The sequence below is a fragment of the Corynebacterium sp. 21KM1197 genome, assembly GCF_033783015.1.
Lineage (GTDB): Bacteria > Actinomycetota > Actinomycetes > Mycobacteriales > Mycobacteriaceae > Corynebacterium.
In genome coordinates this window covers 1,484,892-1,508,359 of record NZ_CP123907.1, presented here as the reverse complement: position 1 = coordinate 1,508,359, position 23,468 = coordinate 1,484,892, and the positions used below count along the sequence as shown (strand labels likewise).

The following is a 23,468-nucleotide window of genomic DNA, read 5'->3' as shown; positions in this document are numbered from 1 at the left end:
ATGTCTGCGCATGTGGCTCTCTTGGATTATGGTGCTGGTAATTTACGCTCGGCGCAGCGCGCCCTGGAGCACGTGGGTGCTCGGGTGAGCGTGACGGCGGACGCGGAGGTGGCCACGCAGGCCGATGGCCTGGTGGTGCCGGGCGTGGGGGCCTTTTCCTACTGCATGGAGGGGCTGCAGGCCATTTATGGGCCGCGCATCATCGGGCAGCGCCTGGCCGGTGGGCGGCCGGTGCTGGGGATCTGCGTGGGGCACCAGATCCTCTTCGATCGGGGAGTGGAGCACGGGGTGGATACGCCGGGTTGCGGGCAGTGGCCGGGTGTGGTGGAGCAGTTGCAGGCCCCGGTGCTGCCGCACGTGGGGTGGAATACCGTGCAGCAGCCCCAGGACTCCGCAATGTTTGCGGGGATTGACCCGCAGGAGCGCTTTTACTTTGTTCATTCCTTTGGCGTGCGCACCTGGGAGTTTGAGGGAGATGACCTCACCGAGCCCCCGGCGGTGACCTGGGCGGAGCACGGCGGGGATCGCTTTGTGGCGGCGGTGGAAAACGGCCCGCTGTGGGCCACGCAGTTCCACCCGGAGAAATCCGGTGAGGCGGGCCTGCGCCTGCTGCGGAACTGGGTGGAGCAGTTATAGCCAGGGGCGCAAGCGCGCGGTTAGACTGTGTGGTTATGACCCTGACACTCCTGCCCGCAGTAGACATTTCCGATGGCAAGGCGGTGCGCCTGCACCAGGGGGCGGCCGGAACGGAGAAATCCTACGGCAGCCCGGTGGAGGCCGCCCTGGCCTGGCAGGAGCAGGGCGCGCAGTGGGTGCACCTGGTGGACATCGACGCCGCCTTTGGGCGCGGCAGCAACCACGAGGTTCTGGCGGAGATCGCCGGAACCCTGGACATCGCCGTGGACCTCGCCGGGGGAATCCGCGACGATGCCTCCCTGGAGCGCGCCCTGGCCACCGGGGCCTCGCGGATTAACATCGGCACGGCGGCGATAGAAAACCCGGAGTGGATCGCGCGCGTGCTTGAGCGCCACGGAGACCTCATCGCCATCGACCTCGCCGCCCAGGAAGTCGAGGGCGAATGGCGAGCCAAGACCCGGGGTTGGGCGGCCGACGCCGGGGATCTCTGGGAGGTGCTGGAGCGCCTCGACGCCGCGGGGTGCCAGCGCTTTGTGGTCACGGACGTATCCCGGGACGGCACGCTGACCGGCCCGAACGTGGACTTGCTGAGGGAGGTGGCGGCGGCCACCGACGCCGCCGTGACCGCCTCCGGCGGCATCTCCACGGTGGCGGATATTACCGCCCTGGCCGGGGTGTCCGGGGAGGGCATTGATTCCGCGATCGTGGGTAAGGCTCTATACGAGGGGGCCTTTAGCCTGCGCGAGGCGCTGGCGGCGTTGGCTGCGATTGATGGGGCCAAGAGGCCTGGGGAGGCTTTCGGGGATTAGCGTCCCGCTGGCCTTGCAGGCCGCATAAGGTTGTACACACTCTAGGTGCCGCAAGGGAGGGCGCATGGATACCCAAGAACTACTGGCCATAGCCCAGGCGGTGGTGGACGAGGCCGAGGCGCTCTTTGTGCGCGGCGTGGGCACGCGGGAGCGGCACGAGAAGGCACCGGGGGAGTACGTCACCGACGTGGACGTGCGCATTGAGGAATACGCACGCACCATGCTCATTCAGCTCACCGGGATTCCCGTGTACGGGGAGGAGCGCGGCGGAAGCCTGGGCGCGGAGCCGGTGTGGGTGATCGATCCCATCGACGGCACCGCCAATTACGCGGTAGGCAACCCCCTGTGCTCCATCTTGTTGAGCCTGCTGGTGGATCGGCGCCCGGTGCTGGCGGTGAGTTCGCTGCCGCTTTTGGGGCGCAGGCTCACCGCGGTGGAAGGCGGCGGGCTGATGATCAATGGTGCGCCCGTGGCCCGGCTGGCGGCCCAGGATAAGGGCGCTGATAACGGTGCTGATAAAGACAGCAGTAAAGACATAGCCCAGGTGGGTTTTTCCTCCCTCTCCTCCCAAACGCGGTGCGAATACTCCACCGAGGCCCGGCACCGGCTCTTGGCTGATCTCTCCCGCACGCACTTGCGCCCGCGCGTGACCGGCTCGGTGGGGGTGGACCTCTCCTTTGCCGCGCAGGGGATCTTTGCCGGGGCGATCTCCTTTTCCCCCCACGCCTGGGATAACGCCGCCGGTGCCCTGCTGGTGGGCGAGGCCGGGGGCGTGGTCACGGATACCGAGGGCCAGCCCTGGACGCCGGATTCCTCCGGCCTGGTGGTGGGAGATCACGTCACCCACGCGCTGCTGCTGAGTACCATGAGGACTGCATTATCATCGGGTGCTCCGTGCGCTGCGGAACAGCACGAGGAGCAGTATGTGGAATACCACGAGGAGCAGCACGCGGGACAACAGCACCCGAAGGAAACAGCGGAAAGGTAACCGATGGCGTTAGCGGTACGGGTGATCCCCTGCCTGGATGTGGACGAAGGCCGCGTGGTCAAGGGCATTAACTTTGCCGACCTCAAGGACGCGGGCGACCCAGTGGAACTGGCCACGCGCTACGGGCGGGAGGGGGCCGACGAGGTGACCTTCCTGGACGTGAGCGCCTCCGCCGCCGGGCGGGGCACCATGATCGAGGTGGTGCGCCGCACCGCCGAGGCCCTGTTTATCCCGCTCACCGTGGGCGGCGGGGTGCGCAGCGCCGAGGACGTGCGCGCCCTGCTGCGCGCCGGAGCGGATAAGGTCTCGGTCAATACCGCCGCGCTGGCGCGCCCGGAGTTGCTGCGGGAACTCTCCCAGCAGTTCGGCGCCCAGTGCATTGTGCTCTCCGTGGATGCCCGCCGCAGCGCGGAGCAGCCCTCCGGCTTCGAGGTGACCACGCACGGGGGACGTCGTTCCGCGGGCGTGGATGCCGTGCGGTGGGCCCGCCAGGCGCAGGACCTGGGGGTGGGGGAGATCCTGCTGAACTCGATGGACGCCGATGGCACCCGCGATGGCTTTGACCTGGAATTGATCCGGGCGGTGCGCGCGGCGGTGACCATTCCCGTGATCGCCTCCGGCGGGGCGGGCAGCGCGGCGGACTTCCCGCCCGCCGTGGAGGCCGGGGCCGATGCCGTGCTGGCGGCCTCGATCTTCCACTTCGGTGTGACCTCCATCGCGGAGGTCAAGGAGGGCATGGAGCGGGCAGGCCAGGAGGTGCGGCGATGAGCGCGGCGGTGCAACGCTATACCCTGGACGAGGAGATCGCGCGCCGGGTGCGCTTCAATGCGGACGGACTGGTGCCCGCCGTGGCGCAGGACGCGGAAAGCGGGGTCGTGCTCATGCTGGCCTGGATGGACGCTGCGGCCCTGGCGCATACCCTGGCCACCCGGCAGGGCACCTATTGGTCGCGTTCGCGCGGGGAATACTGGATCAAGGGGGCCACCTCCGGGCACACCCAGCGCGTGCGCGAGGTGCGCCTGGATTGCGATGGCGATACCGTGCTGCTCACCGTGGAGCAGGAGGGCGCAGCCTGCCACACGGGCGATCGCACCTGCTTTGACGCGGATTTGCTGCTGGGGGAGCGCTCATGAGCATCGCGGCCTCGCGTAAACCAGGCCGCCTGGCCGCCCTGGGTCTGGCGATGGCGGCGGGATTGCACTGGGCGGCCTCGCGCATGACCTGGCTGGATGTGGCCGCCTTTGACGATAAATCCGGGGCCACCTCCGCCTCCCTGACCGGGGCTGCCTGGGCCACGGAACTCACCGCCGTGGCCCTGCTCCTGGCGGCGGGCTGCGTGGCGGGGCTGGCTTTACGACGCCTCGGCCGCCGCGTCGTCGGCATCGTGTGCGCCCTGGCCGGAGCCGGGATCGCCTGGATTCCCGTGCGCACCCTGACCCAGGAGATTGATACCCAGCGCGTGCACAGCCTGCTCAGCAGCAGCGCGGAGGGCGGGGCACAGACGGCCACCGGAACCCAAACGGGCCCGGTGACGCTCTCCGAGTGGGCGGAAATCTCCTCGGTGACGTTGCATTACGCCGGTCCGGCGCTGAGCCTGGTTGGGGCGGCGATCGCCCTGGTGTGCGGGGTGATTCTGGCCCTGCGTCCCGGCCTGGACGCGGCCACGATGAATCGCTACGAGCGCAAGCAGAGCCGCCAGCAACGCCTGCGCGATGATCTTCAGACGGCCCCGGACTCCGGCCGGGTGATGTGGGACGCGCTGGACGCGGATATTGATCCCACGGAGGATTCGGACGGTTCCGCGCGGAAGTGAGCGGGCGCGGGGAACCCGCCTGATTTTTCTCTGTTCTGCGCAGCGATTATCCTGTGTGGGGAATCCACAGGTGGTATGAGTCACGTCCGGGACATAACGGAGGAGGCGATCATGGGGCTATCGGCGGTTGTTGATCCCATTCCCGCCCTTGCTCGCCACCACCTGGCCCTGCGCGAGGCTCGGCTGCCGTTCCAGGAGATCAAGGCCCGCTCCCGCGCGGTGGCCCCGGCCCGGGACGTCATTGGGGCGCTGCTGCGCAGCGGCTGCGGGGTGATCCCGGAATTACAGGGACTGACCTCCGTGGACGCCAGGGGGAATGGTATCCAGGAGGTGGCTAGCGGATACGAGGAGGAGGGCGCACACCTGATCGCCTGCCACTCGGAGCCGCAGCGCTTTTTGGGCGCTCTGGCCACGATGGTGCAGGTGCGCGCGGCGGTGAGCGTGCCGGTGATGGCTCGGGGGTTATTCTTTGACCCCTACCAAATCCACGAGGCCCGGGTATTTGGCGCCGATGTGATTCCCCTCCACGTGAAGTACCTGGACGAGTACCGCCTGGCGGCCCTGGCCGATAGGGCGGAATCCCTCGGCATGACGGCCCTGGCGGAGGTGCGCACCCCGGAGGAGGCCGGGCGCGCCCTCGACGCCGGGCTGCGGGTGTTGGGCATTAACACCAGCGATCGGTTCACCGGGGCGGCGGATAAGGAACTCTTTGCGGAGATCGCCGCCGGGCTGCCGGAATCCGCCCTGTGCGTGGGCTTGGCCGGGGTGGAGGACTCCGCCGACCTGCTCTCCTATGCCGCCAATGGCGCGGACGCCGTGGTGGTGGGACGGGTGGTGAGCCAGGGGCCCGGCAGCCGGGGCAGTTTGCGCGCGCTCACGGCGGCGGGCCAGCACCCGGCCTGCGCGGCGCGCCGGGGCGGGGAGGGCTTCGCGGAGGGTGTGGAGAATACGGGGGCACCGAGCCACTAGATACCCGGCCGCCGGAGGGATAAGGCACACTGATAGGCGTGCGTGTTGATTACTTAGCCAATATCCCTTCACCCCCGCAGGGCGTGTGGTACCTCGGTCCGGTGCCCATCCGCGCCTACGCGATATGCATTATCGCCGGAATCGTGGTGGCCCTGTGGCTGACCACCCGGCGCTATGCGGCGCGCGGCGGCGATCCCAACGTGGTCCTGGATGTGGCCATCGTGGCCATTCCCGCCGGAATCATCGGTGGGCGGCTCTATCACGTGTTCACGGACTGGCCCAAGTACTTCGGGGAGGGAGCCAACCCGGCGGACGCGCTGAAGATCACCAATGGCGGCCTGGGTATTTGGGGGGCCGTGGCCCTGGGCGGGCTGGCGGTGTGGTGGTATTTGCGGCGCAAAAAGGTGGCGCTGGGCCCCTTCGCGGACGCGGTGGCCCCCGGCGTGATCCTGGCCCAGGCCATCGGGCGGCTGGGCAACTGGTTTAACCAGGAACTCTATGGCCGCCCCACCGATGTTCCCTGGGCGCTGGACATTTACCGCAGGGTGGACGATCAGGGCCGCTACGCCCCGGTCACGGGTACCTCCACGGGGGAGGTTTTGACCTCGGTGCACCCCACGTTCCTGTATGAGATGCTGTGGAACCTGGCGATCTTTGGGTTGCTGCTGTGGATTGATCGCCGCTTTACGCTGCGCGGCGGGCAGCTCTTTGCCCTCTACGTGGCGGGGTACACGGTGGGCCGCTTCTGGATTGAACTCATGCGCGATGATCCCGCCACCCTGGTGGGGGGCCTGCGGATCAACACCATCGTTTCCGCGGTGGTGTGCGCCGGGGCGGTGGCCGCGTTCTTTGCGCTACGCAGGCGGGGGACTACCGGGACTATCGACGCCGCCGAGACCGCGCCCGAGGGCGCGGCGAGCGAGCGCTAAGACGGGTACATTGGCATACGGAGCGAACCCGGGCAATGCCACACGAGTGGGCATAATCGGGCGCATATCCGTGGAGATCGGACGCGATTAGCAGTAGGGTGGAATAACGTGGATAGAAGAACAAAGATTGTTTGTACTCTCGGCCCGGCCGTGGCGAGCGAGACCGCCATCTTGGACTTGGTCAATGACGGCATGAACGTCGCGCGCATGAACTTCTCGCACGGCTCGCACGAGGATCATGCGAAGAATTACGCCTGGGTACGCCAGGCCGCCAAGCAGACCGGCAAGGCCGTGGGTATCCTGGCCGATCTCCAGGGCCCCAAGATCCGCCTGGGTACCTTTGCTGAGGGCGCCACCCGCTGGGAGAACGGCGAGATCATCCGCATTACCACCGAGGACGTGGAGGGCACGCACGATCGCGTCTCCACCACCTACAAGGGCCTGGCTAACGACGCCAAGGCAGGCGACCGCCTGCTGGTGGACGACGGCAAGGTGGGCCTGGTGTGCCTTGAGGTGGACGGCAACGACGTGGTGTGCAAGGTTGTAGAGGGCGGCCCCGTCTCCGATCACAAGGGCGTTTCCCTGCCCGGCATGGACGTCTCCGTCCCCGCGCTGTCCGAGAAGGACATCCGCGATCTCCGCTTTGCCCTGGAACTGGGCGTAGACATCATCGCGCTGTCCTTTGTGCGTTCCCCTGGGGACGTAGACCTGGTTCATCAGGTGATGGACGAGGTGGGCCGTCGCGTGCCTGTGGTGGCCAAGTTGGAGAAGCCGGAGGCCGTGGATGCCCTGGAATCCATCGTGCTTGCTTTCGACGGCATCATGATCGCTCGCGGCGACCTCGGCGTGGAGGTGCCCCTGGAGCAGGTGCCGCTCTTCCAGAAGCGCGCGATCCAGGTGGCCCGCGAGAACGCCAAGCCCGTGATCGTGGCCACCCAGATGCTGGACTCCATGATTCAGAACTCGCGCCCCACCCGCGCCGAGGCCTCCGACGTCGCTAATGCCGTGCTTGATGGTGCCGACGCCGTCATGCTGTCCGGCGAGACCTCCGTGGGCGTGGACCCGCACAACGTGGTGCGCACGATGGCCCGCATTGTGCGCCAAGCTGAGGATGGCGGCGTGGTGCCGCCCCTTTCCCACATTCCGCGCACCAAGCGCGGCGTGATCTCCTACTCGGCCCGCGACATCGCCGAGCGCCTGGGGGCCAAGGCTCTGGTGGCGTTCACCACCTCCGGCGATACCGCCCGCCGCGTGGCGCGCCTGCACTCCCATCTGCCGCTGCTGGTGTTCACCCCCGATGAGTCCGTGCGCTCCCAGCTGGCGCTGAGTTGGGGCACCCAGGCCTTCCTGGTGGACGACGTGGACTCCACCGACCGCATGATGGAAGAGGTCAATGCGGAACTGCTGGAGATGAAGGAATACTCCCGCGATGACATGGTGGTGGTAGTTGCTGGTACGCCTCCCGGAATCCAGGGCAATACCAACATGATCCACGTGCACCTGCTGGGCGATAGCTTTAGCAAGGCTGAGGCGCAGTCCGCGCGCGGGGACGAGTAGAGCCTTCTTACCGCTTAAGACTCCCACTGCAAGTGGGAGTCTTTTTCATTAAGGTGGGGCGTCATGACGCACCATTGGGATCTCATCATCATCGGCGGCTCCGCTGCGGGCGTGGCTGCGGCCTTGACCTCCGGGCGCTCCTTGCGCCGCACCCTTGTGATAGACGCGGGTGCCCCGCGCAACCGCTATGCCGCCCACATGCACAACGTAGTGGGCTTTGATGGCAAGGAACCGGTGGAGTTCGTGGCGGCGGGCCGGGTCGAGGCCCAGGCCTACGGGGTGGAGTTTGTGAGCGGAACGGTCACTCGCCTCGCGGAGAGCGAGGGCGGCATGGAGGTGACCTTCTCCACGGACTCCGGTGCCGTCACCCATCGTGTCCGTCGCGTGCTGCTGGCCACCGGCGCAGTGGACGTGCTGCCGGAGATCCCCGGCATAGAACAGCATTGGGGCAGCGGTGCTCTGCACTGCCCCTATTGCCACGGCTACGAGGTGGCGCACAAGCGCTTAGGCGTGATCGCCACCTCGCCCATGAGCGATCATCAGGCGAAACTGCTCACTCAGTGGACGAGCGACCTCACCTGGTTCACGCAGGGCGGGGAGTGGGAGGCCATGGAGCGGCTGCGTGCTCATGGGGTGAGCATTGTCCCGGAGCCAGTGACGGAATTGGTGGGGGAGCCGGGCTCGCTCACCGCAGTGCGTACCACAGGCGGTGAATATCCGGTAGACGCGGTATTTGTGGGCACCACGCTGCGCCTAGACCTCGGCTTTGCCAAGGAATTGAACCTGGCCACGACGCAGACCCCGATGGGAGAGGCCTTAGAGGTGAACCAGATGGGGCAGACCTCCCACCCGCTCGTGTATGCGGCGGGCAACGTGTGCAATCCCGGGGCGATCGTCTCCGTGGCCGCGGGGGCGGGTTCCCAGGCCGCCGCCGTGGTGAATGCGATGTTGGTGGAGGAGGATATGGGATGAGGTTAGTACTGATTGAGTTTATCCGGGTCGAGGGGAACTGAGCCGGAAAATTACAAGATACGGATAGGCAGTATCATTTCCGCATATACCGTCTCTGGCTTTCTGGCTACGCGGTGGGGTTCGCTCCGTTGCCTCTGCTTTGACAGCACGCATGGGCGAACCCCGTTCGGTTTCAGGTTCCTACTTCCCCAAATACGCCAACACCGCCGCCGCCCCCGCGCGGGTGGCGGCCTCCACGGTGGGTTCGTAGTCCGGGAGGAAGGTGGGCATGTGATTGACGGGAACGTCCTGGCCCACGCTGTTATTGGCCACGGCCTTGTCCCACACCTCGCGCGGGGTGCAGCCCACCAGCCAAAAGAGGTAGGGCACGCCGAGCGCGCGGGGCACGTGTGAGAAATCCTCGGAAACGGTGGAGCGGGCGGAGTCCACGGAGTTACACCCAAACACATCGTCAAAAACGGGCCGCACGCGGTCAAACACAGCCGAGGAGTTATCCGTGAGTTCCCCGTGTGAGAAGAACTCAAACTGCGGCGGCGCGGGTGATCCGGAGGCCTCGCACTCGGCGGTGACCACGCGGCGAATGGCGCGCAGCACGTGGCGCTTGACCTCCTCGTTGTAGAACCGGCAGTTGAGCACGATCTCGGCGGTATCGGGAATGATGTTATTGGTGCTGCCGGAGCGCAGGGAGCCCACGGTGACCACGGCAAACTCGTTGGGGTCTACCTCGCGGCCCACGATTCCTTGCAGGCGCACCACGATCATGGCGGCCAGGTAGGTGGGGTCGATGGAGCGGTGCGGCATGGAGCCGTGGGCGCTGCGCCCGGTGACGGTGATCTTGATGGAGTTGGCGGCGGCCAGTTGGGGGCCGGGCATGGTCTGCACCTCGCCGGCGCGCCCCGGCATGACGTGCTGGCCAAAGCAGACGTCGGGCTTGGGAATGTGGCGGGCAAGCCCGTCGGCCACCATCGCGTCCGCGCCGGTGCCGGTCTCCTCGGCGGGCTGGAAGAGCGCGATGAAGGTGCCCTTCCAGTGTTCGCGGGAGGCGTCGAGAAGCGCGCACACGCCCATCAGGGCGGTGGTGTGCATGTCATGCCCGCAGGCGTGCATGACGGGGGTGGTGGAGCCGTCGGGGCGGGCCTGGACGCGGGTGGAGGCATAAGAAACGCCGGTGTCCTCCTTGACGGGGAGGGCGTCGAAGTCCGCGCGCATGAGGGCGGTGGGGCCCTCGCCGTTGCGGAAGATGGCGACGATCCCGAAGCCGCCGATCTGGGTGATGACCTCGCAGCGGAAGCGCTCCAGCATGGTCTCGATGCGCTGCGCGGTGGCGCGCTCTAGACCGGAGAGTTCCGGGTGCTCGTGAAGATCCTCGTAGAAGGCGCGCTGGAAGGACAGATCGACAGAATTGGTCTGCAAGAACTGAGCAATGGTGCCCATCGGTGACGTTTCACTCCTATGAAAAAATGTGGGTTGCCACCATCATAGAACCATTCTCGCGCATTTCTAGTTAGGCTTGCCTCATGCCTCAGATTCAGTTTGATGTGTTGATCCCCAGTGACCAGGCCGAACAACTGCGTTCCGGCTTCACCACGGCCAGCGAGCGGCTGCGCTCCACGGGCAAGGCGAGCCACGCGGAACTCTCCTTTGACTCCAGCCCGCGGGTGGCGGCGGGGGTGGAGGAGCAACTCCGGGAGATCTTCCGCACCGAGCACGAGGGCCGCGACCTCGATGACGCCAGCGTGCACCGTTACACCCTCGACGTGGACGGGGTGCAGGGCTCCATCAACGAGCTGACCATGAGCCTGTCTCGCATGCTCACCCCGCAGGCCGATCTCCCGCAGGACCCGGTGCTGCTGGCCAATGAGGCCGCCCACGAGCAGCCCGCGCACTACCCCTGGACGGTGGAGGTACGCAGGTAGTCCTGGGCTATGCGACGCCCGGCGTCGATAAGCTGGGTGCGATCGTCCGGGTTATCCGCAAGGAGTGTTAGCGACGCCCCGGGCGGCACCTCCCCGGCCACGGAGCCGGTGGCCACCGCCACGGGGGTGCGGTGCGGGCGGGCGAGGTCGAGTATGGTGCCCACCACCTTGCCCCGGGTGGACTGCTCATCGAGGCGGCCCTCCCCGGTGATGGCCAGATCCGCCTGCTCGATGAGTTCCGGCAGGCCCAGGGAGGCGGCCACCACGGGGGCGCCGGGGAGCAGGCGCACGTGGGAATCGTCCCCGTGTAGGGTGCGCGAGAGCCAGGTCAGGCCGATGCCCAGGCCCCCGGCGGCCCCCATGCCGGGGGTGGTGGGATCGACCTCCAGGAGTTCGCAGAGGTGTGTCAGGCCCTGGTCGAGGATCTCCACGTCCTCCGGCTCGGCTCCCTTCTGCGGGCCGAACACGGCGGCCGCGCCCTCGGGGCCGGTGGCGGGGGAGCGGACGTCACACAGCAGTACCCATTCGCTGGCGGCGGCGGGGATATTGAGCTGCGCGGTGTCGATGTCGCGGATCGCGCTGAGGTAGCCGCCGCCCTTGGGTACGGCGTAGCCACGCGGGTCAAGGGGGGTGGCGCCGAGGGCCACGAGGATTCCCGTGCCGCCGTCGATGGTGGCGGTGCCGCCAAGAGCCAGGGTGATGGTGCGCGCCCCGCGCGTCTGCGCGTCCGCGATGAGCACGCCGGTGCCGTAGGTATCGCCGGTCAGCGGCACGGGGCGGTCGCTCACGGCGGGCAGCCCGGAGGCGGCTGCCACGTCGATGTAGGCGGTGGCGGAGGCGTCGTCGTAGCGGTAACTGGCCTCGGTGAGTCGTCCGGCGGCGTCGGTGGTGGGCAGGGTGATGGTGCGGCCGCTAAAGGCGGCGGAGGTGCCCTCCCCGCCGTCGGCCATCGGGGCCAGGGTGATCTCGGCGTCGGGAAGCACTGCGCGCACGCCCTCCCCGAGGTAGGCGGCGGCCTCCTGGGCGCTGGCGCGACCCTTGAAAGAATCGGGGGCGATGACGATGTGCGGGGTGGGGGAGGTTGCTTTAACGGACGGGTTTGCGGTGCGGGGGCTCGTATTTCCGGTCACTCGACCAATGGTACTTACCCGCTCTGAGCATGGGAAATGTCTGGTTGTGAAAGAAAAGCTGTTCCGTTCGGGCAATACCTGTGCTTTAATTGAAATGTCTCGATCACACACCGGCGCGCGCCGCACCGCCAGAGGGTAGGCGGCGGGTGCCGCGAGAGAAAGGAACCCCCGTGTCCATTGAAGAGCAGGTATCCAGCTACTACGACATGTTGCTCAAGCGCAACGCCGGAGAGCCGGAGTTCCACCAGGCCGTGGCCGAGGTGCTGGACTCCCTCAAGATCGTGCTGGAAAAGGACCCCCACTACGCGGACTACGGCCTGATCCAGCGCCTGTGCGAGCCGGAGCGCCAGCTCATCTTCCGGGTGCCCTGGGTGGACGACGAGGGCGTGGTGCAGGTCAATCGCGGTTTCCGCGTGCAGTTCAACTCCGCGCTCGGGCCCTACAAGGGCGGCCTGCGCTTCCATCCCTCGGTGAACCTGGGCATCATCAAGTTCCTGGGCTTCGAGCAAATCTTCAAGAACTCCCTCACCGGCCTGCCCATCGGCGGCGGTAAGGGCGGCTCCGACTTCGACCCCAAGGGCAAGAGCGACGGAGAGATCATGCGCTTCTGCCAGTCCTTCATGACGGAACTGCACCGTCACATCGGTGAATACCGCGACGTCCCCGCCGGTGACATCGGCGTGGGCGGCCGCGAGATCGGCTACCTCTTTGGGCAGTACCGCCGCCTGGCCAACCAGCACGAGTCCGGCGTGCTCACCGGCAAGGGCCTGACCTGGGGGGGCTCCCTGGTGCGCACCGAGGCCACCGGCTACGGCGCGGTGTACCTCACCGAGGAAATGATGAAGGCCCACGGCAAGAAGCTTGACGGTGCCAAGGTAGTGGTTTCTGGTTCCGGCAACGTGGCCATCTACGCCATCGAAAAGGCCCAGGAACTCGGCGCCACCGTGATCGCGTTCTCCGATTCCTCCGCCTGGGTGGAAACCCCCAACGGCGTGGACGTGGAACTGCTCAAGGAAATCAAGGAGGTGCGCCGCGCCCGTGTGAACGAGTACGTGGCGGAGGCCGAGGGGGCCGTGCTGCACACCGAGGGCAGCCTCTGGGATCTGACTTGCGACGTCGCCCTGCCGTGCGCCACCCAGAACGAGCTGGACGGCGAGCACGCCCGCACGCTTGCCGCCAATGGCTGCCGCTACGTGGCCGAGGGTGCTAACATGCCCTCCACGGCCGAGGCCATCGAGGTATTCCGCAAGGAGGGCGTGCACTTTGCCCCGGGCAAGGCCGCCAACGCCGGTGGCGTGGCCACCTCCGCGCTGGAAATGCAGCAGAACGCCTCCCGCGATTCCTGGAGCTTCGAGTACACCGACGAGCGCCTGCACAAGATCATGTCCAACATCTTCAAGGCGACCGATCGCACTGCCAAGGAGTACGGACACGAGGGTGACTACGTGGTGGGCGCGAACATTGCCGGCTTCAAGAAGGTGGCCGACGCCATGCTGGCCCAGGGGATCATCTAATTCATCCTTGATGATGGGGGCGGGCGCTCGTGGTGCTGACGGGGCTGCGGTGTCCGGCGGGAAGGCCCGCATCGGGGAATACTCTCTGGTGTGGGCCTGACTCTCGCGGGGGTATGCCGCTGCGCGCGGGGGTGGCGTGGGGGAGGTTAGTCGGGTGAAAATTTTATGGAAAAAGTTGCGCGGAGTAGCGGGGAAGGTGTTAGTATCCCTTTTCGTAGTGACAGGAAACAATAAAGTGGTACCCCTCACCTGTGATATACCTTGAGGTTGCTATCACTTCAGGCCTGGTTAGGAGAAAGCCGTGGGGCACATTAGGAAGATTCGATTCGCAGCCATCATGGCTGGCAGTGGACTGGTTACCGCGGGCATGGGAGTGGCGATGGCCCAGGGTGGCCTGTCCGCCAACCTGGCTCTGTCCAACACCATCTTTTCCATGCAGGTGGGCAGCCTCGACTCCCAGGGAATGAATCTCTTTGTGGACAACGAGCAAATGCGTGACGGCAACACGGGCGTGACGCGCCTGCGCCTCGAAGAGGCCACCATCAGCGACATGTGTATGTCCATGCCCATCAACGTTCCGGGCCTGGGGGAGCGCAAGTTCCAGATGATCGCCAACGGCCCGAACACCACGGCCTCGAACCTGGTGATCGGCGCCAAGAACCTTGACGGCTCCCTCACGATGATCAAGCCGCAGATCGGCGTGGATGCCCAGCAGCTCTCCGATAAGGCGGAGCCGGGCGCGAGCGCCATCGTGGCCCAGGGCCTGGTGGCCAGCGATCAGAAGATCAAGGCCGCCTCCGTGGCCGCCGATAAACTCACTGCGGCGGGTGCGAAGATCACCATTGAAGAGGTGGACAAGAGTGTCTGCTAAGCACCCGCACGAGGAAGAGGAAAGCGAGATCACGCGCGACCTCGGCCCCGTGGTGGGAGGCATCGCTTCCGACGATCCCGCAGGGCCAGGGGAAACCGTGGACGCTGCGGACGCTTCCGGTACGGAGGATACGGAGGGGCGGGTAAAGCCCGCTGCGGATTACTCCGCGTGGGAGGACTCCGCCTCCGAGGGGTCTGCTGTGGCGACGGCAGCGGAATCTGAGGCGCCGGGGGAGCGGCCCGCTCCTGTGGCGGCCGCTCAGGCTTCCTCGGGTGTCGCTCGCACGGGTGCCGAGAACAATGCTCCCTCGGAGAGCACCACGGAAAAGCTGGAGAAGAATAACAGGCGCTTTACTGCTTGGCGCAAGCAGCGCCCCTTCGGCGCCGGGCTGGTGATGATCTTTGCCGGGGCCGTGATTATGACCCCCGCATACCTCTCCTTTGAGATCTCCAATATCCAGGTGCAGGTATCCACCATCTCCGGGGTGTCCACCCTCATCATCGGAGCGCTGCTCATCGTCTCCGGCTTCCTCACCTGGTTCCGGGGCGAGGGACGAATCCTCACCGGCGTTGTTTCCCTCATTCTGGGCGTGGTGGCCCTGCCCACCTCGAACTTCGGTGGCTTTGGCGTGGGAACCCTGCTGGCCCTCATCGGAGGTGCGTTGGCGCTGTCCTGGACGGAGGCGGATAAGGCACCCAAGGAGCGTAAGAAGAAGCGTCGGCGGGCCGCCGGGAGCGGGGCTGCGGCTGCCGTGGTGGCCACGGCCCTGGGCGTATCCATGATGGAGCAGCCCGCCGCCGAGGCAAACCAGGCCCTGCTGCCCCGGATTCAGGATGTGATCCCCTTCCTGCCCCAGGAGGAGGAGAACTCCCCGCAGCCCCCGGCGGGGGAGCAGCCGCAAACTCCTCCCGGGGACAGTAATGCCAATGTCCCCGCCGCGCCCCCGGCCATTCCCGGCATTCCGGGCCTGCCCGGCCTGCCGGAACTGCCCCCGCTGCCCACCCCGGAGGAACTCCGGGAGCGCGGCGAGGAGATCCTCAACGGGGACATCATGGAGAAGATCAACGCGGCCCCGCTGCCGCAGATCCCGGGACTGGACCTCGCCCCGCCGGAGCCCATCGCGTGGACGGTGCCGCCCAGCGGCAACCGCTACACCGTGATGACGGATAAGACCTCCCTGGTGGGGAACGTGAAATTCTCCTACGTCACCATCGACACCGCTCAGGGACCGCGCCAGGCAATCAGGATCGACGCGGATCACGCGATCCTGGATAACCTCTCGGTGCGCTTCCCCGGCGATGCCTCCGGGGTGCCCCCGGTGTGGAAGCGCAGTGAGCCCGGTGCCATCACCACCCTGAACGGGAACTTCCACATCATCGTGCACGCGGTGGAGGTCACCCCGCAGGTGGCCGGAGTGACGCTGCCCTTGTCCCTGAACCTCAGTGCGGATATGCCTCCGGAGGAACTCAAGTCCGCCCTGCAAACCCTGGGCGTGGGCGTGCCAGATGTTCTCTCCGATCAGATGGTCATGCTCAACGGAACGATGGATACGTATTACATTTCCTCCGATGATTTGATCGCCTCTCCCGTTACCACCTTCCGGGCGGAGTAATTCTCCGCGCGATGCGGTGAAGCAGTAATGGCAAGAACCGTGGCGTAGTTTTCCCGGTAGTGACTCGCTCCCCGTGGGGCGGACCTTGATTTTCGGTCCATCCCACGGGGAGTAGTGCATATCGGATACCCTGGGGAGGTTCCTTAAGTTAATGAGGTAAAAGGACGGTATGCGCTCATGGAGATTCCTCTCATCATCATTGTGGTGCTCGTGATTGCCGCGGTGGTCTTGGCCTACCAGGGGTGGAAAAAGTCTCAGGAACAGGTGGCCCGGACGCAACCGCGCCAGGACCCCTTTGCCCACATGGCTCGGGAGGACGAGCAGAAGTTCGGCCCGGAGAACCTGGGGCCGGGGGCCATCGTGGCGCGCGGCGGCGTGGATTACGTGGTGCGCGGCACTATCACCGTGCGCCAGGGCTATTACACCTGGCACGAGCACCTGCTCGATGGCGGCAGGGGCGGGGAGTGGCTCTCCACGGAGGTGGACGAGGGCCAGCTCAAACTTTCCTGGTGGCGCACCCGCGAGGATTTTGCCCTGAGCCCGGGTAAGAATCAGAGCGTGGAGGGCGTGGAATACGCCTACCAGGAAAGCGGCATGGCGCAGTTCAGTAGCGAGGGCAACACCGGGCTCCCGGCAACGGGCGAGGTGGAGTTCTACGATTACGCCGATCGCTCCGGGGCGAAACTCCTGGGGCTGGAGAAGTTTGGTTCCGGCGCATGGGAGGCCTCCGTGGGGGAGACCATTGCCCCGGGGGAAGTCACCGTCTACCCGGCCCCGCGAGAGTGAGCCGCATGATTGACGCACAGGTAGAGCCTGCCGACGTCCGCGCGGAGGATCTTGCGCTGCGCCTTAACGGGCCGCTGCCGGAGGTATTGGCCCAGCGCTGGCAGCGATGGGGGAAATACCGCCTCCACCTCGCGGTGCTGGGGGCCTCGCATATCGTCAGCGCGTACACCCGGGAGGGGCTGTACGTGCGCGAGGAGATTTCCACCACCGCACCCCAGGGTATGAGGCCGCTGCCGGATGCGTGGAAACGCAAGGGTTATCGCCTTGACGTGCGCATTGATCGCGGCGCGGACTTTGAGCACGAGGCTTATGCGCTGGGGATCGCACCGGAGTGGTTCGTGGTGCGTTTCCCAGGGGTGGGCCCGCACCACCTCACCGCTTTGCGTGCCGGGGTGACGGGTGAAGCGCTGTGGTGGGAGACCAGGCATTGTTACCCTGGGCAGAAAGCAATTGTGAGGACGCGGAGTGAGGTGCGAGCGTGAAACCCTTTCACTATTACGTGGCCGCCGTGTGCTGCGCCCTGCTGGCGGTGATTTTGCTTGTGGTGCGTTCCTCCGATACGGCGGTGGGGGACGCGGTTCCCCAGCACTTTGAGCGCGCCCAGGGCAATACGTTCTATTGCCACGATGATCCCAACGCGGTGGCCGATGAGATAGAGCGCCACGCCGGTTCGGCGCGCTCCCGGGCCACGGATGAGGCCACCGGAGCGGTATATCTGCGCTACAAGAATAACGTGGTGGAGATCACCGGATCGGGCGAGGACTGCCGGATCAATGTGGAGGATTTGGGGCGCATGAATAGTGGTGCCTTTGTGTATCTGGGCCCCGGCTTTAGTCCCGGTTCGCCGAGTAATTCCTCCGGGGGTTCCTCGGGATCGGGTTCCGGTGTTGGTTCCGTGAAGTAGATTCGGTTAATTCCTAAGAAAGGGCCGTGACAATGTTGATGAGCGCCGTGCTGGGCACCATTGCTTATTTTGCGCTTTCCGTACTGATTCTCCTGGTGGGATTTGGGCTGCTTGATCTGCTGACCCCGGGAAAGTTGGTGCGGTTGATCTTTGCTCACCATCTGCCCAATGCGGCGCTGATCGCCAGCGCGCAGCAGGTTTCCCTGGGCATCATTATCTGTTCCGCTATCCTGCATTCCCCGTCCGATTTACTTCCCGGCCTGGCCACCACGGCCGCGTATGCCGGGGTGGGGTTGGTGCTGCAAGCCCTGGCCCTGATAGCGATGGAGGCGCTGATCCCCGTGCGGATTCGGGGTCTGGTGGAGGATCCCCGGCTGCGCGCGGGCACGGTGGTGGTAGCGGTGGCGCTCGTCGTGGTGGCGGCGATTAATGCCGCGTGCATGTCATGAGTTCTGGAAATATGGGCAGGCAGCGCCTCTGGCGCTTCCTGCTTCTTTTTTCCGTGGCGGTATGCGCCGCCTGCGGTTTGGTGTATGAGCTCGCGCTGATCTCCCTGGCCACCTCCACCGGGGGCGGGGGGATCGTGGAGACCTCCCTCATCGTGGCCGGGTACGTGGCGGCCCTGGGCCTGGGGGCCTTTGCGGTGCGGCCGCTGCTGCGCTGGCCCGCGGAATCCTTCCTCGCGGTGGAGGCCATCTTGGGCGTGGTGGGTGGCTTCTCCGCGATGGCGCTGTACGCGGCCTTTGCCTTGGTGGGGCAATCGCTGCTGCTTCTGGTACTGGCCACCGCCGTGATCGGCATGCTGGTTGGCGCGGAATTGCCGCTCCTGCTCACCCTGGTGCAGCAGGGTAAGAGCGTGGATGCCCGTGGGGCCGGGCGGGTGGTGGCCACCCTGAACGTGGCCGATTACGCGGGAGCGCTCCTGGGTGGATTGGCCTGGCCCTTTCTCCTGCTTCCGTGGCTGGGGTTGATTCGGGGAACCGCGGCGGCGGGGCTACTGAATCTCGTGGCGGCGCTCTTTTTGGCCTGCGTGGTGCTGCGCTCCCGGCTATCGCGGCGCAGGCTGTGGGCGGCCACCCTGGGGTTGCTGGTGGGTTGCGCGATGATCCTGGGGCTGATCTTCCTCTCCCCGGCGTGGGTGGTCACCGCGCGCCAGCAGCTTTATTCCGACCCCGTGGTGTACGCGCATCAATCCCAATACCAGGACATCGTGGTCACCCAGCGGGGAAAGGATCGCAGGCTATATCTCAATGGGGGATTGCAGTATTCCACCCGCGATGAATACCGATACACGGAATCCCTGGTGTATCCCGCGCTGCGGGAAAAGGGGGAGCGGGTGCTGGTCATCGGGGGCGGAGATGGTTTGGCGGCGCGGGAATTAAGCCGCATGGATGCCCAGGTGGTGCAGGTGGAATTGGACCCGGAGGTCATTCAGGTGGCCAATACCGTCCTGCGCGAGGATAACGGTGGCTCACTGGAGAACAGGAACGTGGAGGTTATCGTGGATGATGCCTTTACCTGGCTGCGCCGAGGCGGGGACGGCACCGCCTTTGGTTCCGTGATTATTGATCTGCCGGATCCGGATAATGAGACGATGGCGCGGCTATATTCCGAGGAGTTTTATACCCTGGCGCGCTCCGTTTTGGCCCCGGAGGGACGCATGACGGTGCAGGCCTCCTCGGCGTACTCCACCCCGGAGGTGTTTTGGCGGGTTCACTCCACCCTGCAAGCCGCCGGGTGCGGGGAGGTGTTCCCCTATCACGTCATGGTGCCCACCTTTGGCGACTGGGGCTTTCACCTGTGCGCGCCCAAGGGGGCGTCGTTAAGCCTGCCGCAGGATGCCCCGCCGCTGCGGTACATGAGCCCGGAGGTGCTGGCTGCGGCGAGCGTTTTCGGCCAGGATAATGGCCCGAGGCGGATGGAACCATCCACGCTGGATAGGCCCTTTATCGTGGAGGACATGCGCAAGGGGTATCGCTGACCAGCGCTAATGATGTGTTTGCGGGGAGCCAGGTAGCATTTTTGCCATGTACCGCGTATTCGAAGCCCTGGATGAACTGGTTCAAACAGTGGAGCAGGCTTACGGCGTGCCCATGACCTCCAACTGCATGGTGCCGCGCAACGACGTACTGGCGCTCCTCGACGATCTGCGCAACGCCCTGCCCATCGAGATCGACGATGCCCAGGACGTCCTGGACAAGCAGGACGAGATCCTGCGCGGCGCGGAGGAGCGCGCCAGCACCATCGTGAGCGATGCCGACGCCCAGGCCACGGACATCGTGGACGGCGCGCAGCGCGAGGCGGACGAGATGGTGGCGGATGCGCAGCACCGCGCCACCACCGTGGTGGCCCGCGCGGAGGAGGACGCGCACCAGACCATTAGCCGCGCCCGCGCCGAGGCGGATGACACGCTCTCCCGCGCGCAGGCGGAGGCCGATCGCCTGATCGCGGACGGCAACGATTCCTACCAGCGCAGCGTGGACGAGGGCCTGGCGGAACAGAACCGCCTGGTCTCCGAGTCCGAGGTGGTGCGCCGCGCGAACGAGGAGGCGCACCGCGTGGTGGACGCCGCTCACGCCGATTCCAAGAAGCTGCGCAGCGAGTGCGATCAGTTTGTGGATAGCAAGCTCGCGGACTTCGAGGAGACGCTCTCCGGCGTGCTGCGCACCGTATCCAGGGATCGCGCTGCTTTGCGACGCGGCGCGGGCGCGGCGGGCACTGCGGGTACCAGCCGCGAGCCCCGCGAGGCCTACGGGTACGAGGATTAACGCACACACGGGTAGGCTGGGCACGCTATGAACTCACCTTTTGTTTTTGATGTCTCGGGCCTCGTGCACTCCTCCACGGCGGAACGCCGTACCCTCACCGGTCCCTCTCCGGCGCGGATCGGCGCGGCGATGATCGCCATCGAGGAGGGGGAGCAGGTCACCGTGGAGGCGATGGTGACGCCCCTGGGCACCGGGGTGCTCGTGGACGCCCAGGTGCAGGCCCCGCTGCGCGGGCAGTGCGTGCGCTGCCTGGCGGAGTTGCACCAGGAAGGTAATTTCCACATCAACCAGTTCTTCGCGGATTCCGCCGAGGTCATTGTCCACGAAGGCGATGAGGACGATGACGAGGGGGAGGAGACTCCCGTGATCGTGGAGGAGCGCGTGGATATTCAGCAGGCGGTGACCGACGAGGTGGGCCTGACCCTGCCGTTTAATCCCACCTGCCCGGGCGGCTGCGCCCAGGACGAGGCGGCCGCACCCGCTCCCGACGGCGTATCCGGGGAGGACGAGGGCTCCCTGCCCGATCCCCGCTGGGCAGGCCTGGAGAAGTTTCTGTGATGAAGAAGAAGCGACTCAGCGGGCAGGAGGCCTTAGACGCCGCCTTTGGGGCGATCAATCACCGCCCGCTGCTGGATAAACTCGGCGTGGAGATCAGCGAGGAGGGCCTGCGCCTGGCGCTCACGCACCGCTCCTTTGCCAATGAGAACGGCATGCTGCCCAATAACGAGCGCCTGGAGTTCCTGGGAGACGCGGTCCTGGGGCTTTCGGTGGCCACGCAACTCTATGCGCAGTATCCCTCCAGCCCGGAGTCGGACATCTCCAAGATGCGCGCGGGAATCGTCTCTCGTTATGGCTGCGCGGACATCGCGCGGGACATTCGTCTGGGCGATCACATTCTTTTGGGCAAGGGGGAGTTGGCCACCGGCGGCAGGAAGAAGGAATCCATCCTGGCCGATACCACCGAGGCGATCCTCGGCGTGATCTACCGCGAGCACGGCTTTGAGGTGGCCCGCGAGGTGATCTTGAGGCTCTTTGGTCACAAGATTGACACCGCCACCGCCAAGGGCCGTCACGAGGACTGGAAAACGGTGCTCCAGGAGCGCCTGGCGGAACTCAAACTCCCCATGGCCACCTACTCCGCCACCTCCACCGGCCCGGAGCACGAGCTGGTTTTCCGGGCCCACGCCGCCGTGAACGGGCACGTGGTGGGCTCGGGTACGGGTCCAAACAAGAAGGTCGCGGAGCAGGAGGCGGCGCACCGTGCGCACCAGGCCCTCGTGGACCCCCAGGTGCGGCTCGCGGTGAGCGTTGCCTCAGAGCCGACCCCGCCGGATACCACCCCCGATCATGCCTGAACTGCCCGAGGTGGAGGTGGTGCGCCGTGGGCTGGAACGCCACGCGGTGGGGCGTCACCTCAACCGGGTGCAGGTGTGGCACCCGCGCGCGGCGCGCAACCAACCCGGCGGCGGCGCGGCACTAGAACAAGCCCTGGAGGGGGCCACGCTCACCGGGGCGCACCGGCGCGGTAAGTTCCTGTGGCTGAGCACGGACCGCCAGGAACACCTGCTGGTGCACCTGGGCATGAGCGGACAAATGCTCATTAAGAATCACCCGGAATCACACCCGCATCTGCGGGCGAGCGCGCGGTTATCCCCGGTGGGAAGCAGCGGCGTGGACAGCACCGGCCCGAATGAGGAGGCCGGGCAGGAGCAAGCCACCTGGCTCTATTTCATTGATCAGCGCACCTTCGGCTACTGGCGCGCTACCCCTGCTGATGAGCAGGGTGTGCCGTTGCCCGTGGCCCACATCGCGCGGGATCTGCTCGACCCCGTGCTGGATATTCCGGCGCTCGCGCGGCGGATCAAGGCCCGCCCCACGGAGATCAAGAGGCTGCTGTTGAATCAGGAGGTGGTCTCCGGTATCGGCAATATCTACGCCGATGAAATGCTGTGGGCGGCGCGCCTGCATGGGCGGCAGCGGGCCTCGCGGGTGAGCCTGGCTCGTCTGGAGGAACTGCTGTGGGCCGGGCGCGAGGTAATGGAGAGGGCCCTGGAGCAGGGCGGCACCTCCTTTGACTCGCTGTACGTGAACGTCAATGGGGAATCGGGATACTTTGACGTGAGCCTGCACGCCTATGGTCGTCACGGCCAGCCCTGCCATCGCTGCGGCGCGGAGATGCGGCGCGAGGCGTTTATGAACCGTTCGAGCCACTTTTGTCCGGAGTGCCAGCGTCCCCGCTGAGGGCCGTCCAGCCGGAATCGTTGCTTTCCCAGCTCACGGCCTTGCCGTGATAGCGCAGGAGCGGGGTGAACCAGTACGTCTGATCGGGGTGCCAGCCCGCGATCACGCTGGCGGTATCTTTCTCCACGGGAATCGCGGTTCCCGCGCCGCTGAGGTAGCCCGCGAGCGTGAGGCGCACGGCGTGGTAATGCCGCGCCACCTGGGCCCAATCGGGGATCACCCAGCGCCCGTCACGGCCGGTGGTGCGGTACCAGTCGTGCCGAGTAATGGCGGTGACCTCAAGGGGAAAGCGCGAGCACAGCGAGGCCCAGTCCTCGGCGGAATCAATGCGGTACAGGTTCAGGGGCGAGGACACAGGCGGATAGACGGCGCGGCGGGTGCGGGCACGCGCCCAGCCCAGGGAATCCTCCACGTAGTACAGCCCGGAGGGGGTGCCGTCGAAACACGGCGGCATGGTGGCCGGGGTATCGAAGTGAGGGATAGACCACCAGCAATCGCCATAAGAGGCGCGGGGATCGCGGGGTTTCTCCCGCGCGGCGCGTTCTTCCCTTTCTAAGGTGGTGGCGCGCCAGGCTACCAGCGGGGAGAGGTTCTCCGGGAGCGGGGGTGGGAAGCCGCGGTCCTCCCAATCCACCACCCATTGTTCCTGGGAGCGCACGTCGCGCGGTGCCCACCAGGACCGAAAATGCGGCGAATCCCCCAGGTGCCGGGCCACTCTTTCTAGGGCGCGGCGCACCGGGGCGGTAGCGGCCAGGAGATCCGGGGTGTCCGGTTCCTGCCAATAGGCGGCCGCCTCCGTGGTGGAGATCAGGCATCGGCGCAGTAACTCGGGAGTCACGGGTGCGAGGGGCAGGAGCGCGAGAATATCGGCGGCTAGTTCCCCGGACTCCGGGGTGAAAGGGGTAAACCCGTGGGCCAGGGAAAAGAGAGAGTGCGTGGAGGCACCCGTGGTGGCTTCCGACGCCAAGGCATACTCCAGGGCGAACCTGCGGCCTCGGGGGCCGTCAAGAAGCCGGGAGGGGAAAGCGGAATCCGTATTCATGGCGGTCATGT

At 66.2% G+C, this 23,468-nt stretch carries 26 protein-coding genes; 23 read left to right on the top strand and 3 right to left on the bottom strand.

What is annotated here, in order from left to right; translation table 11 throughout:
* The 10 genes from hisH (at nucleotide 1) to OLW90_RS07270 (ending at nucleotide 8,673) form a co-directional block, all read left to right on the top strand.
* Nucleotides 1–636: an imidazole glycerol phosphate synthase subunit HisH gene (gene hisH / locus OLW90_RS07315; protein WP_319649439.1), complete on the top strand. Its 636-nt coding sequence runs from the start codon at nucleotides 1–3 to the stop codon at nucleotides 634–636.
* 35 nt (nucleotides 637–671) lie between these two features.
* A complete protein-coding gene (gene priA / locus OLW90_RS07310; RefSeq protein ID WP_319649438.1) occupies nucleotides 672–1,445 on the top strand; it encodes a bifunctional 1-(5-phosphoribosyl)-5-((5-phosphoribosylamino)methylideneamino)imidazole-4-carboxamide isomerase/phosphoribosylanthranilate isomerase PriA in 774 nt (257 codons plus the stop codon).
* A gap of 64 nt (nucleotides 1,446–1,509) precedes the next feature.
* On the top strand, nucleotides 1,510–2,433 hold the full coding sequence (locus OLW90_RS07305) for an inositol monophosphatase family protein (RefSeq protein WP_319649437.1): 924 nt from the start codon (nucleotides 1,510–1,512) through the stop codon (nucleotides 2,431–2,433).
* A 3-nt stretch (nucleotides 2,434–2,436) separates the two neighbouring features.
* A complete protein-coding gene (gene hisF / locus OLW90_RS07300) occupies nucleotides 2,437–3,201 on the top strand; it encodes an imidazole glycerol phosphate synthase subunit HisF (protein WP_319649436.1) in 765 nt (254 codons plus the stop codon).
* The gene (gene hisI / locus OLW90_RS07295) at nucleotides 3,198–3,566 is read left to right on the top strand and encodes a phosphoribosyl-AMP cyclohydrolase (RefSeq protein ID WP_319649435.1); all 369 of its coding nucleotides are present in this window, start codon (nucleotides 3,198–3,200) and stop codon (nucleotides 3,564–3,566) included. Before hisF ends, hisI begins: the two co-directional genes overlap by 4 nt.
* A complete protein-coding gene (locus OLW90_RS07290) occupies nucleotides 3,563–4,246 on the top strand; it encodes a TIGR02234 family membrane protein (RefSeq protein WP_319649434.1) in 684 nt (227 codons plus the stop codon). The genes hisI and OLW90_RS07290 overlap by 4 nt, the downstream gene beginning before the upstream one ends.
* Nucleotides 4,247–4,321: 75 nt before the next feature.
* On the top strand, nucleotides 4,322–5,215 hold the full coding sequence (locus OLW90_RS07285) for an indole-3-glycerol phosphate synthase TrpC (RefSeq protein WP_413464460.1): 894 nt from the start codon (nucleotides 4,322–4,324) through the stop codon (nucleotides 5,213–5,215).
* Nucleotides 5,216–5,253: 38 nt separating this feature from the next.
* Complete coding sequence (lgt, locus tag OLW90_RS07280; protein WP_319649433.1) at nucleotides 5,254–6,144, top strand: prolipoprotein diacylglyceryl transferase; 891 nt, start codon at nucleotides 5,254–5,256, stop codon at nucleotides 6,142–6,144.
* 108 nt (nucleotides 6,145–6,252) lie between these two features.
* A complete protein-coding gene (gene pyk / locus OLW90_RS07275) occupies nucleotides 6,253–7,701 on the top strand; it encodes a pyruvate kinase (RefSeq protein ID WP_319649432.1) in 1,449 nt (482 codons plus the stop codon).
* A gap of 63 nt (nucleotides 7,702–7,764) precedes the next feature.
* Nucleotides 7,765–8,673, top strand: coding sequence for an NAD(P)/FAD-dependent oxidoreductase (locus OLW90_RS07270; RefSeq protein ID WP_319649431.1), 909 nt, complete (start codon nucleotides 7,765–7,767; stop codon nucleotides 8,671–8,673).
* 180 nt (nucleotides 8,674–8,853) lie between these two features.
* Here the strand turns inward: OLW90_RS07270 and OLW90_RS07265 are convergent, their stop codons facing one another.
* Nucleotides 8,854–10,107: an amidohydrolase gene (locus tag OLW90_RS07265; protein ID WP_319649430.1), complete on the bottom strand. Its 1,254-nt coding sequence runs from the start codon at nucleotides 10,105–10,107 to the stop codon at nucleotides 8,854–8,856.
* Between the two features lie 83 nt (nucleotides 10,108–10,190).
* On the opposite strand from OLW90_RS07265, the gene OLW90_RS07260 reads away from it, so the two are divergent.
* Nucleotides 10,191–10,589 (top strand): hypothetical protein, encoded by a 399-nt coding sequence (locus tag OLW90_RS07260; RefSeq protein WP_319649429.1) that lies wholly within the window; start codon nucleotides 10,191–10,193, stop codon nucleotides 10,587–10,589.
* On the opposite strand, the gene OLW90_RS07255 is transcribed toward OLW90_RS07260, so the two are convergent.
* Entirely contained in the window at nucleotides 10,559–11,719 is a 1,161-nt protein-coding gene (locus tag OLW90_RS07255) for a glycerate kinase (RefSeq protein ID WP_319649428.1), read from the bottom strand. The genes OLW90_RS07260 and OLW90_RS07255 overlap by 31 nt on opposite strands.
* A 170-nt stretch (nucleotides 11,720–11,889) precedes the next feature.
* On the opposite strand from OLW90_RS07255, the gene gdhA reads away from it, so the two are divergent.
* The 12 genes from gdhA to mutM all read left to right on the top strand — a co-directional run bounded on the left by gdhA (nucleotide 11,890) and on the right by mutM (nucleotide 22,415).
* A complete protein-coding gene (gene gdhA / locus OLW90_RS07250; RefSeq protein WP_319649427.1) occupies nucleotides 11,890–13,233 on the top strand; it encodes an NADP-specific glutamate dehydrogenase in 1,344 nt (447 codons plus the stop codon).
* Between the two features lie 301 nt (nucleotides 13,234–13,534).
* Entirely contained in the window at nucleotides 13,535–14,104 is a 570-nt protein-coding gene (locus OLW90_RS07245; protein ID WP_319649426.1) for a DUF6230 family protein, read from the top strand.
* The gene (locus tag OLW90_RS07240; RefSeq protein WP_319649425.1) at nucleotides 14,094–15,716 is read left to right on the top strand and encodes a DUF6114 domain-containing protein; all 1,623 of its coding nucleotides are present in this window, start codon (nucleotides 14,094–14,096) and stop codon (nucleotides 15,714–15,716) included. The genes OLW90_RS07245 and OLW90_RS07240 overlap by 11 nt, the downstream gene beginning before the upstream one ends.
* 177 nt (nucleotides 15,717–15,893) lie before the next feature.
* Nucleotides 15,894–16,502, top strand: a complete 609-nt coding sequence (locus OLW90_RS07235; RefSeq protein WP_319649424.1) for a DUF4178 domain-containing protein — start codon at nucleotides 15,894–15,896, stop codon at nucleotides 16,500–16,502.
* Nucleotides 16,503–16,507: 5 nt separating this feature from the next.
* Complete coding sequence (locus OLW90_RS07230; RefSeq protein WP_319649423.1) at nucleotides 16,508–16,984, top strand: DUF2617 family protein; 477 nt, start codon at nucleotides 16,508–16,510, stop codon at nucleotides 16,982–16,984.
* Nucleotides 16,981–17,406, top strand: a complete 426-nt coding sequence (locus tag OLW90_RS07225) for a DUF4247 domain-containing protein (protein ID WP_319649422.1) — start codon at nucleotides 16,981–16,983, stop codon at nucleotides 17,404–17,406. Before OLW90_RS07230 ends, OLW90_RS07225 begins: the two co-directional genes overlap by 4 nt.
* 32 nt (nucleotides 17,407–17,438) lie before the next feature.
* Nucleotides 17,439–17,855: a DUF350 domain-containing protein gene (locus OLW90_RS07220; protein ID WP_319651849.1), complete on the top strand. Its 417-nt coding sequence runs from the start codon at nucleotides 17,439–17,441 to the stop codon at nucleotides 17,853–17,855.
* On the top strand, nucleotides 17,852–19,387 hold the full coding sequence (locus tag OLW90_RS07215; protein ID WP_319649421.1) for a polyamine aminopropyltransferase: 1,536 nt from the start codon (nucleotides 17,852–17,854) through the stop codon (nucleotides 19,385–19,387). The genes OLW90_RS07220 and OLW90_RS07215 overlap by 4 nt, the downstream gene beginning before the upstream one ends.
* Nucleotides 19,388–19,433: 46 nt before the next feature.
* Complete coding sequence (locus tag OLW90_RS07210) at nucleotides 19,434–20,174, top strand: DivIVA domain-containing protein (protein WP_319649420.1); 741 nt, start codon at nucleotides 19,434–19,436, stop codon at nucleotides 20,172–20,174.
* Between the two features lie 27 nt (nucleotides 20,175–20,201).
* The gene (locus OLW90_RS07205) at nucleotides 20,202–20,732 is read left to right on the top strand and encodes a YceD family protein (protein WP_319649419.1); all 531 of its coding nucleotides are present in this window, start codon (nucleotides 20,202–20,204) and stop codon (nucleotides 20,730–20,732) included.
* On the top strand, nucleotides 20,732–21,529 hold the full coding sequence (gene rnc, locus OLW90_RS07200) for a ribonuclease III (protein ID WP_319649418.1): 798 nt from the start codon (nucleotides 20,732–20,734) through the stop codon (nucleotides 21,527–21,529). Before OLW90_RS07205 ends, rnc begins: the two co-directional genes overlap by 1 nt.
* Nucleotides 21,522–22,415: a bifunctional DNA-formamidopyrimidine glycosylase/DNA-(apurinic or apyrimidinic site) lyase gene (mutM, locus tag OLW90_RS07195; protein WP_319649417.1), complete on the top strand. Its 894-nt coding sequence runs from the start codon at nucleotides 21,522–21,524 to the stop codon at nucleotides 22,413–22,415. Before rnc ends, mutM begins: the two co-directional genes overlap by 8 nt.
* Here the strand turns inward: mutM and OLW90_RS07190 are convergent.
* Nucleotides 22,366–23,457 (bottom strand): hypothetical protein, encoded by a 1,092-nt coding sequence (locus tag OLW90_RS07190; protein ID WP_319649416.1) that lies wholly within the window; start codon nucleotides 23,455–23,457, stop codon nucleotides 22,366–22,368. The two genes, mutM and OLW90_RS07190, sit on opposite strands and share 50 nt — an antisense overlap.
* Nucleotides 23,458–23,468 lie beyond the last annotated feature (11 nt).

What these genes read in the sequence shown, in the direction of transcription:
- OLW90_RS07305 (WP_319649437.1), top strand. Translation starts at nt 1,510, where the DNA reads ATGGATACCCAAGAACTACTGGCCATAGCCCAGGCGGTGGTGGACGAG.
- OLW90_RS07190 (WP_319649416.1), bottom strand. Translation starts at nt 23,457, where the DNA reads ATGAATACGGATTCCGCTTTCCCCTCCCGGCTTCTTGACGGCCCCCGA.
- hisI (WP_319649435.1), top strand. Translation starts at nt 3,198, where the DNA reads ATGAGCGCGGCGGTGCAACGCTATACCCTGGACGAGGAGATCGCGCGC.
- OLW90_RS07260 (WP_319649429.1), top strand. Translation starts at nt 10,191, where the DNA reads ATGCCTCAGATTCAGTTTGATGTGTTGATCCCCAGTGACCAGGCCGAA.
- OLW90_RS07265 (WP_319649430.1), bottom strand. Translation starts at nt 10,107, where the DNA reads ATGGGCACCATTGCTCAGTTCTTGCAGACCAATTCTGTCGATCTGTCC.
- OLW90_RS07230 (WP_319649423.1), top strand. Translation starts at nt 16,508, where the DNA reads ATGATTGACGCACAGGTAGAGCCTGCCGACGTCCGCGCGGAGGATCTT.
- priA (WP_319649438.1), top strand. Translation starts at nt 672, where the DNA reads ATGACCCTGACACTCCTGCCCGCAGTAGACATTTCCGATGGCAAGGCG.
- OLW90_RS07220 (WP_319651849.1), top strand. Translation starts at nt 17,439, where the DNA reads ATGTTGATGAGCGCCGTGCTGGGCACCATTGCTTATTTTGCGCTTTCC.
- hisH (WP_319649439.1), top strand. Translation starts at nt 1, where the DNA reads ATGTCTGCGCATGTGGCTCTCTTGGATTATGGTGCTGGTAATTTACGC.
- OLW90_RS07205 (WP_319649419.1), top strand. Translation starts at nt 20,202, where the DNA reads ATGAACTCACCTTTTGTTTTTGATGTCTCGGGCCTCGTGCACTCCTCC.
- OLW90_RS07290 (WP_319649434.1), top strand. Translation starts at nt 3,563, where the DNA reads ATGAGCATCGCGGCCTCGCGTAAACCAGGCCGCCTGGCCGCCCTGGGT.
- OLW90_RS07215 (WP_319649421.1), top strand. Translation starts at nt 17,852, where the DNA reads ATGAGTTCTGGAAATATGGGCAGGCAGCGCCTCTGGCGCTTCCTGCTT.
- OLW90_RS07210 (WP_319649420.1), top strand. Translation starts at nt 19,434, where the DNA reads ATGTACCGCGTATTCGAAGCCCTGGATGAACTGGTTCAAACAGTGGAG.
- hisF (WP_319649436.1), top strand. Translation starts at nt 2,437, where the DNA reads ATGGCGTTAGCGGTACGGGTGATCCCCTGCCTGGATGTGGACGAAGGC.
- OLW90_RS07270 (WP_319649431.1), top strand. Translation starts at nt 7,765, where the DNA reads ATGACGCACCATTGGGATCTCATCATCATCGGCGGCTCCGCTGCGGGC.
- mutM (WP_319649417.1), top strand. Translation starts at nt 21,522, where the DNA reads ATGCCTGAACTGCCCGAGGTGGAGGTGGTGCGCCGTGGGCTGGAACGC.
- OLW90_RS07285 (WP_413464460.1), top strand. Translation starts at nt 4,322, where the DNA reads ATGAGTCACGTCCGGGACATAACGGAGGAGGCGATCATGGGGCTATCG.
- rnc (WP_319649418.1), top strand. Translation starts at nt 20,732, where the DNA reads ATGAAGAAGAAGCGACTCAGCGGGCAGGAGGCCTTAGACGCCGCCTTT.
- OLW90_RS07235 (WP_319649424.1), top strand. Translation starts at nt 15,894, where the DNA reads ATGGAGATTCCTCTCATCATCATTGTGGTGCTCGTGATTGCCGCGGTG.